The organism is Proteus genomosp. 6 (genome assembly GCF_040139785.1).
In the GTDB taxonomy this organism is placed as follows: Bacteria; Pseudomonadota; Gammaproteobacteria; order Enterobacterales; family Enterobacteriaceae; genus Proteus.
Genome location: NZ_JBEEVJ010000017.1, coordinates 42,209 through 53,603, shown reverse-complemented (window position 1 = coordinate 53,603; position 11,395 = coordinate 42,209). Strand labels below are relative to the sequence as shown.

The window sequence follows — 11,395 nt, the reverse complement described above, 5'->3', positions numbered from 1 at the left end:
ACTGACTTAATCGCAGCTATTGAAGAAGCAAGATATTTAAAATCCAGATCAGGCGGTCGAGTTAACTTCTGTGTAATGCAGATTATGGACTATATGGAAGTAGTTAGCGGGCTGATGGAAGGTGTCAGGGTTTTATATACAACTGCGAATGATGATTATCACACAGTATTACCGGAGGCGAGATGATTACTTACGAGTATGACAAAAAAATATTGCCTGATACACACCCTGAGCTGGCTTTGATTAGAGAAAAGGTAAGGTATAACCCTGAAACCGGTAACTTCACTAGCAATTTACATAAAGGTGTAAGAGTTAAAGGTTATATGAGAAGCGACGGGTATATAGGTATAAATATAGACTCTCAAAAATACGCCGCGCACAGATTAGCTTGGTTTTATATGCATGGAGAGTGGCCAAAGCATGATATTGATCATGTTAATGGAAACACATCAGATAATCGCCTATCAAACCTAAGGCCGGCAACTTCTGCTCAAAACTCATGGAATCGCCGGTTGAGTAGAAATAATACGTCTGGCGCAAGGTGCGTTTCTTTTGAAAGAAAGACCAAGCGATGGAGAATTCAGGTAAATAGGCTTGGACATAGGTTTTATCTTGGTAGCTACAAAGATAAGAATGAAGCAATTATGGAGGCTAATTATTTCTTACGATTAAATGATGGCGAGTTCTTTACTTGTGTAACTTCAAAACATGACCTTCCTCAAGATCAAATAGCACTTTTAGCGTTAATAAAAAGACAAAGAGATATTAATCCAACAAGAGGGCTTGAGCCTCATGAGAGAGTTTGGATTAGTCATATTCTTAGCGGATGGGGATCTTGGGCCTATGATGGATTAGAGGAAAAAAATAAGATAAGCCCTATCGGTCGCTTTATGGAATCTGTATCTGGTCGGGGGGCCATAACAGCAGATGGTATAACAGCGATAATCGAAGGGCTTCATTCTCGTGGTTACAATGGAGATGAGCTTATCAAAAAACTCTCGCAAATAATCGCAAATCTTAAACATCGCTCAGTGCCAAAATGTTCAGACGACTTAGGCGGGTATGTTGACAGTATGCTAATCAAAGTGTTTGGGGCTAGATCTCCATTGGTTAGAGTTGCAGTTAATTATTATGTCTATGGGCATAGAATAGAAACTATTGCGCAGTATTTAATGAAAATAACAAATGGCTCTCTGACCATGGCTCAAGCTCGAGACAGAGTTAGATGGTGCATTAGAATAATTGAGGCAAAGATGCATAAGGCAATTACCACTGAGTTAAATAACGGCAAGGAAATTGATGATAATTTTGAATAAGAAAAAATAATGCGAATACTTGCATAAAAATTATTACCTGATATATTTATGTTATCCTCCGCTAGTTTTTGCGTTCGGAGTGTTTAACAATTTCAAGACCTCGCTTCGGCGGGGTTTTTTGCTATCTAACATGGCAAAATATATCGTTTGTAAGTCCATGCTGGTGCATGAGTAGCGCTACATGCCGTTAGCCCACGAAACGGGCATAATTCCAACCTGTAAGTAATCCTTACAAGTTCAACCATCCGGAATTACCGGATAGTTCACATTCAGAAGATCGCTTAGGCGGTCTTTTTTCGTATATGCCGACCACAGAATCAATCACAACACCTCATATTCACACAAGAGCTGTGAGTCTGCGTTCTATTAACTAATTCCTCCAAAAAAGGAGGCGGTATGACACGAATGGACGAGAAAGACAAATTCAGTGCCACCGCATGGGGTGTCATATTCGCTATATCCCTATACGGCGGATTGGCTAGATACATTATTGACAATAAACGTAATGGTTATCGGTGGAGCTGGGTAGGGGCAATTATGCAAATGTTCGTATCTGGCTTTGCTGGAATGATGGGCGGTCTTATATCGATAGAGCTTAATGCCTCATTCTACTACACGTTATTTACGGCTGGCTTATGTGGTTCCGCTGGCTCTTTAGCATTGGACTTCTTCTGGGATAAGTTTACAGGGGGTAAGAAGTGAGTAAGTTTAGATTAAGCAAACGTAGCGAAGAAAACCTCCGTGGCGTTCATCCTGACTTGGTTAAAGTAGTACACCGAGCATTAGAAATTACTGATATTGATTTTATGGTGATTGAAGGTAAGCGGAACGAAGCCAGACAGCGACAATTAGTTGCAAGTGGCAAAAGCCAAACGATGAATAGTCGCCACTTAACTGGCCACGCTGTTGATTGTGCTCCGCTGGTAAATAATCAGATCCCATGGAACGATTGGTCATACTTTAAAAAAGTAGCTGATGCCATGATGCAAGCTGCGAAAGAGTTCGGCGTCGATATCGAATGGGGCGGTAACTGGAAAACATTTAAAGATGGCCCTCATTTCCAATTAACTCATAAGGCGTATCCAGCATGAGTACGCTAACTAAGGTATTTTCTGGACTACTGGCAATATCTGCATTCTGGCTATGGTGGGTAATAGATGATTACGACAAACTGAGCAAAGATTACAACACAGCAACCAGTCAGTTATCTCGCCAAAACTCAATCACAGAAAACGCCAACCGTACATTCAGGATTATCAACAATGTCTCATCACTTAATAGCGAAGAGCGGAATAGGTCAGCCGTGGATTCTGAAAAAGTTAAAACGGTTATCAAAACTATTCTTGTCAATAATGATTGCGCCAATACTGCTATTCCTAGTGACGCTCTTATCAGGATGCACGACTATTCAGAAAGAATACGTGCCAGTGGAACACATAGCGATACCGTCACACCTAACCGCTGATTGTCTATTGCCCTATATACCCGAACAAATGACATGGGGAGAATCGTTAATGTTAAACATCTCCCTGTTATCGGTTATTGAGCAATGTAATTCAGACAAGAAAGCAATACGGGAAATTGAACAACAACGGCAGGTGAGTAATGAAACCGACTCGTGAAACCAATTAATTAAGAAGTAAGTGGCGATTCGCTCTCGCCATCCCGACATCCCACCATCCCGAACCTTCAGAAACGAACTTGAGAACGCTAGTGAAACTGGCGAGTTTTCGGGTGCTTGCGTTCTGAGCGACAGGTTCGTTTCTAAAGGAAAACGTACATGAAAGAGCACATCTATATCCCCATAGAGGAAATGAGAAAGTTATTCACAATTGACCCGTCGGTGCCAAGTGGTCTTAGATGGAAAGTATCACCAGCTAAAAATATAAAGCCTGGGAGAATGGCAGGATCTGGTGATGGTGGTGGTTATTATCAAGTGAAGGTTAATTCAATTAAGTATAGAACCCACAGGATTATATGGTCTTTAGTTAACGGAGAAATACCGGAAGGGCTAACAATTGATCACAAGGATAGAAACACCAAAAATAACGATATAAAAAACCTAAGACTAGCTACTATGGCTCAACAATCCATTAACAGGAAAAGAAAAAAACAGGGCTCATTAAAGACTTTTGGAAATGGAAGGATGGCGATGGCCATTGTTATTAATGGTGTTTATTTTAGTAAATCAGGGAGAGATAGAAAAGCTCTGGAAAATTGGGTGAAAGAAAAAATCAAGAGTATAGCTCCACCTGATTGCTTCTGATTTACAGAAAACCAAATAGGCCCTAGTGGCCTTTTTTATTGGGTGGAATATGAAAACAAGAAGAATGGTAGCAACCATAAAAATGAAGTGGTGGGTGCCTTATTATGTTGAATGCTTACATTTGTTCTCATTGGTATTTTTCGTTGAGCCTAACCCATCCATTGTTAGTCAATTCATTGTTAAACACGGCATAACTATTAATAAACGGTTTGAAGAAAATTAAGGAATAGAAATGGCACTCACCGATAAACAGGAAATGTTTTGTCGTGAGTACCTCGTTGACTTGAACGCTACACAGGCGGCTATTCGTGCGGGGTACAGCGAAAAAACTGCACGAAGTGTTGGGAATGAAAACCTGACAAAACCTGACATTGAAAAACGAATTCAGGAACTAATGAATGATCGCAGTGAGCGATTAGAGATAACTGCTGATTACGTTCTCAATAGGCTTGTTGAAATAGACCAAATGGACGTTCTGGATATCCTTAATGATAACGGAGGCATTAAACCTATTCATGAATGGCCAAAAGTTTGGCGCACATCATTAAGTGGCATGGACTTAGCTGAAATGTTCGAGTCTAAAGATGGTGAGCGTGATTTAGTCGGCATCATGAAGAAAATCAAATGGCCTGACAAAGTGAAGAACCTTGAGCTACTTGGTAAGCATAGAAATGTTGGTGCCTTCGTTGAGTTATCCAAGGCGGAGATTTACGGGAAAGATGGCGGAGCGATAGTAACAGCATCAATGAGCGCGGAAGATGCTGCCGATGCTTATAAAAAACTAATGGGGTAATCATGCCGATCCCTTTTAATTTTGACTTTAGAAACCCTGACTATATTCAGGTCTTTGAATGGCGTCAGGAGAGAATTTTACGCATCAGGGAAAACCCAAGCGCTATTCCCGCGCTAATTGAGTTCTACAGAAATAACCCAGCGCAATTCATTATCGACTGGGGCATGACTTACGACCCGCGAAACCCTGAGCGCGGACTTCCTTCATATATTCCATTTTTGCTATTCCCTAGACAGGAAGAGTGGGTTATCTGGTTTATGGAGCGGTGGAAATCACAAGAGCCGGGCATTACTGAGAAAACTCGTGACATGGGTATGAGCTGGCTAACAGTTGCCTTAGCTTGCACTGTATGTAATTTCAACAAGGGAATAAGCGTAGGAATAGGCAGTAGGAAGGAAGAGTACGTAGATAAGATAGGCGTGCCCAAGTCACTGCTAGAAAAAGCGCGCATGTTTATGTCTCTACTCCCATCGGAATTCAGGTTCGGGTGGGATAGAAGCAAGGACGCCCCTCACATGCGGATTAAGTTTCCTAACACCAATTCAATTATATCTGGTGAGTGTGGTGATGGGATTGGACGTGGTGACCGAGCTAGTTTTTATATTGTCGACGAAGCGGCATTCCTTGAGCGCCCATCTTTAGTCGACGCTTCCTTATCCGCTACCACTAACTGTCGACAAGATATATCTACCCCCAATGGCAATGCAAATAGCTTTGCGGTTCGCAGGCATGGCGGAAAGATACCTGTGTTCACATTCCATTGGAGAGATGACCCACGTAAGGATCAAAACTGGTACGACAAACAAGTTGAGTTGCTAGACCCTGTAACGGTAGCGCAGGAGATAGATATAGATTACAACGCCTCTGTTGAGGGGGTGATCATTCCTTCCGCTTGGGTTCAGGCTGCAATTGACGCTCACATTAAGCTAGGGATTGAGCCGACTGGCAAACGCATTGGGGCGCTAGATGTTGCTGATGAGGGTATCGATAAAAACGCTTTCTCATCCCGAAAAGGGATATTAGTAGATCAGTGTGAAGAATGGAGCGGTAAAGGTTCCGATATATACCAAACAGTAGTTAAAGCGATCAATCTAGCTGATGAGTGCGGTTGTAGTGAGTCTTTGTATGACGCTGACGGCATTGGTGCTGGTTGCAGAGGAGACTCTAAGCAGATTAATGATGAGCGGAGAAAGGCTGGAAAGAATACAGTCACATTCAACGCATACAAAGGCAGCGCAGGAGTATTACAACCAGATAAAGTCATTATGAAAGATGCGAATGGCAGGGAGATAACTAACAAAGACTTCTTCCAAAACTTTAAGGCTCAATCTTGGTGGCATTTAAGGATGCTATTTCTCAACACCTACCGAGCCGTTAACGGGATGCCGTATGACAAGGATGAATTAATATCTCTGTCTTCCAAAATGAAGGCTATATCAAGGCTAACTTCTGAGCTTAGCCAGCCAACGTACACAAAAAATCAAACAGGCAAGATAGTTGTTGATAAAAAACCAGATGGAGCAATGTCACCTAACTGCGCTGATAGTGTAGTCATCCTAATGTCACCAGCAAGAAAGCCTATGCGCATAGATCCATCCGCACTCGAAGGTATCTAATGAAATTATTCAAATGGAAAAAACGCCTGTCAAAGCGAGAGGCGGAGCTTGCTATTGAGCAAGAAAAGACAAGGCAACTTGAGTTAGAAGCAAAGAAAGCAGCCTCACAAACTCAGCTAATGCAAATGCTAGTCACTGAGGAAACCAAGCAACATCGGCCAGTTGAGATTAAAGCACCTGAACTTCACCCGTTGGTATTGCCTAAAGGTGAGAAAGCACCTATTGCAATGGATAGCTGTGGTACGTACGCATACGCAAACCAGTGCGCTAGCCAAGACGTAGGTTTCTACACTGGCTTCCTTGGTTATCCTGCACTGGCGATTATGTCTCAGTCTAGCGATTATCGCAGCGTTCCTGAAACCACAGCGAAAGAAATGACGCGAGAGTGGGGAAAGGTTAAATCGCGAGATGATGGTGAAAATGCGGCCGATAAATCAGATATTGTTTCTCAGATTAACCAAGCGCTGGAAGATTTCGGTGTCCGTGACATCTTCAGGCGTCATATTGAGAATGAGATGATATTTGGACGCTCTCAAATTTACCTCGATATTAAGGGCCATGATGATAAACGTGATTTGCCACTACTTATTAATGAGGCTGGCGTAAAGGAAGGCGAACTAAACGGATTTGCAGTGATTGAGCCTATTTGGTCAACGCCTAGCATGTATAACTCAACCGACCCGACTAGCCCTGATTTCTTTGTGCCTACTCAGTGGTTTGTTTTAGGTAAGAATACTCACGCTGATAGATTGCTAACTCTAATTATGCGGCCTGTAAGCGACATCCTGAAGCCAGCATATAACTTTAGCGGATTATCCATGCTTCAGTTAATGAAGCCGTATGTCGAACGGTGGCAGCGTACAACGGACTCAATTAGTGACCTGATCCACTCGTTCTCACTAACTGGTCTAGCTACCGATATGGAAGATATTCTTTCTGGCGGCAGTAACGAAAGCATGGTGCTTCGTGCTCAGATGTTTTCGCAGATTAGAGATAATCGCGGGCTGATGCTGACGGATAAGCAAAAAGAAGAGTTTTTTCAGTTCAATACCCCACTATCCGGTTTAGATGCGTTACAGCGTCAAATGCAGGAGCAAATGTCAGCACCAAGCCATACTCCTATGGTTAAGTTATTAGGTATTACTCCTAATGGTTTAAATGCTAATAGTGATGGTGAGATCCGAGTTTATTACGATTACATCTCTTCACTTCAAAATGCTCACTTGTTGCCACAAATAAACAAGATTATCGACCTTATTCAGCTTCACTTATTCGGAAAAATTCACGACGGTATCTATTTCGAGTTTACGCCGCTTTATCAGCTGGATGAGAAAGAGATCGCTGAAGTAAATCGTACCAATGCGGAAACGGCTGAGAAGTTGGTGAATATCGGTGCAGTTGACGGTGAAGAGGTTAGGCAAACACTTGCAACGGACGAATCAAGCAAGTTTAGCTTTATCGACCCTGACAAGATAATTCCATCACCTTTTGGAGTTCCTGACTATGGAAGTGCGGAGGAAGAAACCGAGTGATGCGGTAATGCCTGAGATTAAGACGTCAGAAGCTATACATGAGTGGTATTACAAAGAGCTAATGAAAATCCTCAAGGATATCCGAAAGGAACTTGATGATGCCCTCATTAACGAATATCACGGGAAAGCTAAAAAGGCTCTAGCTAATGACGGAATTTCAGATTGGATAGCCCATATCGTAGATTACATGCTGGATAAATGGAATAGGAGGCTTAACTCAATATCTGAAGAGGTCGCTGAAAACTTCATCGATAAAACGGTTGGCAACTATGACACTCGTTTTGCATCGATGCTACGGCGTAAAGGGTTCACTGTTCGAATGCAAAATAGCGAACGAACGTTAGATGCTTTGCGTGCTGCAATGGGTGAAAACGTTGGGCTAATTAAATCCATCGGAACCGAGTATCTAAGCAAGGTTCAGATGCATGTCTGGCAGTCTGTAACGGGCGGATATGACTTATCAACACTAACCGATAACTTGGTGCATGATTTCCATATAGCTCGAAACCGAGCGAAAACAATAGCGCGCGATCAAGCTAATAAGGCTCATGCAGTTATTGAGCAAGCAAGGCGAAGGGAGCTAGGAATCAAAGAAGCTATTTGGATTCACTCTCACGCAGGTAAGCAACCTAGAGAATCACACGTTAAGGCTCACGGCAAGAAGTTCGACATTGAAAAGGGTATGTATATCGATGGCGAATGGATATTGCCGGGTGAAAAAATAAATTGTCGATGTGGCAGTAAGGCAATTCTTCCATTTTAAACAGGGGCGGTCATGAAGATGACAGATAGCCTCGCTTTCGACAGTGGCACATCAATGCGGAGTAAGGACGCAAACGGACACCTGACCGTTGAGCGTACCGTGATATCCAAAGCTGCAGTAAACCCCTATTACGGTAGAGAGATACCAGATAGTGAAAGGCTAGGTCTAGAGCCTGAGCGGATTTACTACATGCTGCGTGACCCTGTCGAGTTAGAGCGAGCAGCAAATACATTCAGCAAAAAACAATTACTCATCAAGCATATTCCAGTCGATTCAGACGAACCGCAGAAACAATCAACCATTGGCACTATCGGATCAAATATCACATTTGAGGATGGGCGCCTGTTCGCTGATCTGTGCGTGTGGGATGGATATGCAATCGGGTTAATTGAAGCAGAAAAAATGAAAGAGCTATCCGCAGGTTATGGTTATAAAGCCGATATGACCAGTGGAGAGTTTGAGGGGCAGTATTACGACGGAGTTATGCGAAACATTATCGGTAACCACGTTGCATTAGTCGAGCGCGGCAGAATCGGGCGAGACGCTATTATTTCAGACCATCAAACAGTTGATTTGGAGAAATTAATGAAACTGAAAAAAGGTGCGCTTGCTAACATTGCCGCACAAACAAAAACAGCGTTAGGGATGGATTCAGACCTAACAGAAGCGCAACTTCATGCGATTGTGAATGCGGTTGCACTTGGCATGGACGAAGTATCTACCGAAGCGTTGGTGGGTGCTAAAGATGAAGAGGCTAAAAAGGCTGAAGACGAGAAAGAGGAAGATAAAAAAGCCTCTGACGAAGATGACGCTAAGAAAAAAGCCGAAGATGAGCAAACGCAAGCTGAACGTGATAATGAATCAGAAGCTATGCGCATCAAAGAGCGTGAGGAGCGCGAACGCAAAGACCGTGAAAAAGACAAAGCGATGGACTCGGCTATCAAGTTAGCTGAAGACCAAGCCGTTGCGCGTGTGACTAAGTTATTTGAAGCACGTGAAGAAGTTAAGTCTCTGGTCGGTCAGGTTGCCATGGACAGTGCAGATGATGTTTACGCATATGCATTAAAGCAGTGTGGTGTGGATATCTCTGGCGTTCATCCTAGCGCATTCAAAACAATGGTTGGCATGGTTAAGCAAAATCGAGCTCAACCTCAAAAAGCAAGTCTAGGCATGGACTCTGCGGCATTCGCTGAAGACCCGCTAACTGCTCGTTTCAAACAGGCTTAATAAGGACAAATCATGACAGGTTTTCAAACTCGAATGAATAACGACTTGCCACTAGGTGTGGCGGGGGACTTTGCTTCGACTAACCCGCATTTCTCAATGCTGGCTGGTGAGGGGCAGTTAAAATCAGGCTCTACAGGTGTAACGGTTGGTTTGTTTGCATGGGCTGACGAAAAAGGATTAGTAACCAACGCTAAAACGGCAGGTGCATTGATTGGTTTCGTTCACCGTAACAATCAGGCGATTATCTCTGCATATGGCGAAGGCGCGACAATGTTAGTGCCTAAAGGTCGTGAAATTACCCTCATGACTGGCGGTGACTATTTCGTCAACCTCGAAGCGGGCGGCACTCGCGGTCAATTTATTGTTGCTGATGTTGCTACGGGCAAAGCCAAAGCAGTTGACGCTATCGACCCCGATGACGCAACAGTTGAAGCAACTCCGTTCCGTGTGGCCAAAACGGTTACATCTGGCTTAACTAAAATGTCTAGCTCACTGTAAGGATAAGTAATGACACAATTAAATTTTAATGCGCTTGAGCAGCGAGCTGGCATTGTCTTTGCGACAGGTTACAGCCCTCAAGCATTAACGCCGCTTGCTAGACAAATGGCAATGGATAGCGAGTTAGTTACCACACCTAACGCTGGTGTGTTATCGCTATTCACTACCTACGTTGATCCGAAATTAATCGAAACGCTTGTTACGCCAATGCGCATGGCTGAGATTTTCGGCGAAACTAAAAAAGGCGACTGGACAACTCAGACCGCTCACTTCCCAGTGATTGAATCCACTGGTGAAACGTCAAGCTATGGCGACTACAGTAATAATGGTCAGGCTGGCGTAAACGTTAACTGGCCTATGCGTCAACCTTATCACTATCAGACAATTATCCGTTTGGGTGAAAAAGAAATGGCGATGGCTGGCGTGGCTAAGATTGACTGGTCTTCTCGTAAACAAATTGCCGCAGCACTGACACTGAATAAGTTTCAGAACAAATCCTACATTTACGGGATTGATGGGCTGCAAAACTACGGCATTCTGAATGACCCAGACACATTGCCGAGCATCACATCAACGCCGTGGGCGGTTATGGATGGAGAGGGCGTTTATGAGTCAATTCGCAAGTTGTACACGGAGCTTATCAAGCAAACTCAAGGTCATGTTGATAAAAACACACCAATGGTTATGCTGCTTTCTCCAGACCAAGAAACAAATCTGACCAAAACAAATCAGTACAACGTGAACGTAACTGACCAGCTAAGTAAAAACTTCCCTAACTTGGAAATTCGCAGCATCCCCGAGTTTTCTACTGATGCGGGTGAAGTTGTTAAGCTGATTGTTCGTGAATATGAAGGCCAAGAAACATTAGACCTGAGCTTCACTGAAAAAATGCGCGTTCACGCGATGATCCCCGAACTGTCATCTTGGAAGCAAAAGCGCTCTCAGGGTACTTACGGGTGTATCGTGTACCGTCCATTGTTCATTGCATCAATGCTGGTCTCTTAATCATTATCCTCGTTGTTAATCCTTGCCACCTTCGGGTGGCTTTTTTATAGGTGAATTTTATGTCTGAAGTAACAGTAGCGTGCAAATTAGCTAATGGCTTATATCTGGATGTTGGCAATCAGCGAGTAACAGTAAAAGGTTTCGCTAATGGCATTCAGGATGAAAACGGCTTTGGCTTAACTCACGGTGTCGATAAGTCTATTTGGGATGCATGGCTGGAAGAAAACAAAGGTCGTGACATTGTTAAAAATGGTCTCATCTTCGCTCACGAAAAAGTGAAAAGTGTTGAAGCAGAGTCAAAAGAAAAGAAAGACAACAAGTCAAAAACTGAGCGCTTGAAGCAAAATACTGAAGGTGTTCAGACTGCTGAAGAGTAAGG

Annotated in this window: 15 protein-coding genes; all 15 read left to right on the top strand. The window is 43.3% G+C overall.

Annotated elements, in window-relative coordinates:
• The coding region (locus ABN212_RS17430; protein WP_349443523.1) for a hypothetical protein at positions 1-186 on the top strand (186 nt) is incomplete at its 5' end.
• Positions 183-1,316, top strand: a complete 1,134-nt coding sequence (locus ABN212_RS17425; RefSeq protein WP_109393616.1) for an HNH endonuclease signature motif containing protein — start codon at positions 183-185, stop codon at positions 1,314-1,316. The genes ABN212_RS17430 and ABN212_RS17425, both read left to right, overlap by 4 nt.
• 396 nt (positions 1,317-1,712) lie before the next feature.
• Positions 1,713-2,018: a phage holin family protein gene (locus ABN212_RS17420; RefSeq protein WP_049199107.1), complete on the top strand. Its 306-nt coding sequence runs from the start codon at positions 1,713-1,715 to the stop codon at positions 2,016-2,018.
• Entirely contained in the window at positions 2,015-2,407 is a 393-nt protein-coding gene (locus ABN212_RS17415) for a M15 family metallopeptidase (protein WP_349443522.1), read from the top strand. Before ABN212_RS17420 ends, ABN212_RS17415 begins: the two co-directional genes overlap by 4 nt.
• The gene (locus ABN212_RS17410) at positions 2,404-2,781 is read left to right on the top strand and encodes a hypothetical protein (RefSeq protein ID WP_349443521.1); all 378 of its coding nucleotides are present in this window, start codon (positions 2,404-2,406) and stop codon (positions 2,779-2,781) included. Before ABN212_RS17415 ends, ABN212_RS17410 begins: the two co-directional genes overlap by 4 nt.
• Entirely contained in the window at positions 2,669-2,938 is a 270-nt protein-coding gene (gene lysC / locus ABN212_RS18925; protein ID WP_432807472.1) for an Rz1-like lysis system protein LysC, read from the top strand. Before ABN212_RS17410 ends, lysC begins: the two co-directional genes overlap by 113 nt.
• Before the next feature lie 158 nt (positions 2,939-3,096).
• Positions 3,097-3,582: an HNH endonuclease signature motif containing protein gene (locus ABN212_RS17400; protein WP_349443519.1), complete on the top strand. Its 486-nt coding sequence runs from the start codon at positions 3,097-3,099 to the stop codon at positions 3,580-3,582.
• A 232-nt stretch (positions 3,583-3,814) separates the two neighbouring features.
• Positions 3,815-4,375: a terminase small subunit gene (locus ABN212_RS17395; protein ID WP_349443518.1), complete on the top strand. Its 561-nt coding sequence runs from the start codon at positions 3,815-3,817 to the stop codon at positions 4,373-4,375.
• 2 nt (positions 4,376-4,377) lie between these two features.
• Positions 4,378-5,991 carry a TerL protein gene (locus ABN212_RS17390; RefSeq protein ID WP_349443517.1) on the top strand — a complete coding sequence of 538 codons (1,614 nt, stop codon included), beginning with the start codon at positions 4,378-4,380 and terminating at the stop codon, positions 5,989-5,991.
• Positions 5,991-7,523, top strand: a complete 1,533-nt coding sequence (locus ABN212_RS17385) for a DUF1073 domain-containing protein (protein ID WP_349443516.1) — start codon at positions 5,991-5,993, stop codon at positions 7,521-7,523. Before ABN212_RS17390 ends, ABN212_RS17385 begins: the two co-directional genes overlap by 1 nt.
• A complete protein-coding gene (locus ABN212_RS17380; protein ID WP_349443515.1) occupies positions 7,495-8,286 on the top strand; it encodes a phage head morphogenesis protein in 792 nt (263 codons plus the stop codon). The genes ABN212_RS17385 and ABN212_RS17380 overlap by 29 nt, the downstream gene beginning before the upstream one ends.
• A 12-nt stretch (positions 8,287-8,298) precedes the next feature.
• Positions 8,299-9,513, top strand: a complete 1,215-nt coding sequence (locus ABN212_RS17375) for a DUF2213 domain-containing protein (RefSeq protein WP_349443513.1) — start codon at positions 8,299-8,301, stop codon at positions 9,511-9,513.
• A gap of 12 nt (positions 9,514-9,525) precedes the next feature.
• Positions 9,526-10,011, top strand: a complete 486-nt coding sequence (locus tag ABN212_RS17370) for a structural cement protein Gp24 (RefSeq protein ID WP_349443512.1) — start codon at positions 9,526-9,528, stop codon at positions 10,009-10,011.
• Positions 10,012-10,020: 9 nt separating this feature from the next.
• Positions 10,021-11,016, top strand: a complete 996-nt coding sequence (locus ABN212_RS17365) for a DUF2184 domain-containing protein (RefSeq protein WP_349443511.1) — start codon at positions 10,021-10,023, stop codon at positions 11,014-11,016.
• A gap of 59 nt (positions 11,017-11,075) precedes the next feature.
• The gene (locus tag ABN212_RS17360; RefSeq protein WP_175270721.1) at positions 11,076-11,393 is read left to right on the top strand and encodes a hypothetical protein; all 318 of its coding nucleotides are present in this window, start codon (positions 11,076-11,078) and stop codon (positions 11,391-11,393) included.
• The last annotated feature ends 2 nt before the right edge of the window (positions 11,394-11,395 follow it).

Excerpts from the sequence above, each read along its gene's own strand:
- ABN212_RS17375 (WP_349443513.1), top strand. The coding sequence starts at position 8,299 with ATGAAGATGACAGATAGCCTCGCTTTCGACAGTGGCACATCAATGCGG.
- lysC (WP_432807472.1), top strand. The coding sequence starts at position 2,669 with ATGATTGCGCCAATACTGCTATTCCTAGTGACGCTCTTATCAGGATGC.
- ABN212_RS17425 (WP_109393616.1), top strand. The coding sequence starts at position 183 with ATGATTACTTACGAGTATGACAAAAAAATATTGCCTGATACACACCCT.
- ABN212_RS17385 (WP_349443516.1), top strand. The coding sequence starts at position 5,991 with ATGAAATTATTCAAATGGAAAAAACGCCTGTCAAAGCGAGAGGCGGAG.
- ABN212_RS17365 (WP_349443511.1), top strand. The coding sequence starts at position 10,021 with ATGACACAATTAAATTTTAATGCGCTTGAGCAGCGAGCTGGCATTGTC.
- ABN212_RS17395 (WP_349443518.1), top strand. The coding sequence starts at position 3,815 with ATGGCACTCACCGATAAACAGGAAATGTTTTGTCGTGAGTACCTCGTT.
- ABN212_RS17420 (WP_049199107.1), top strand. The coding sequence starts at position 1,713 with ATGACACGAATGGACGAGAAAGACAAATTCAGTGCCACCGCATGGGGT.
- ABN212_RS17380 (WP_349443515.1), top strand. The coding sequence starts at position 7,495 with ATGGAAGTGCGGAGGAAGAAACCGAGTGATGCGGTAATGCCTGAGATT.
- ABN212_RS17370 (WP_349443512.1), top strand. The coding sequence starts at position 9,526 with ATGACAGGTTTTCAAACTCGAATGAATAACGACTTGCCACTAGGTGTG.
- ABN212_RS17400 (WP_349443519.1), top strand. The coding sequence starts at position 3,097 with ATGAAAGAGCACATCTATATCCCCATAGAGGAAATGAGAAAGTTATTC.
- ABN212_RS17410 (WP_349443521.1), top strand. The coding sequence starts at position 2,404 with ATGAGTACGCTAACTAAGGTATTTTCTGGACTACTGGCAATATCTGCA.
- ABN212_RS17360 (WP_175270721.1), top strand. The coding sequence starts at position 11,076 with ATGTCTGAAGTAACAGTAGCGTGCAAATTAGCTAATGGCTTATATCTG.
- ABN212_RS17390 (WP_349443517.1), top strand. The coding sequence starts at position 4,378 with ATGCCGATCCCTTTTAATTTTGACTTTAGAAACCCTGACTATATTCAG.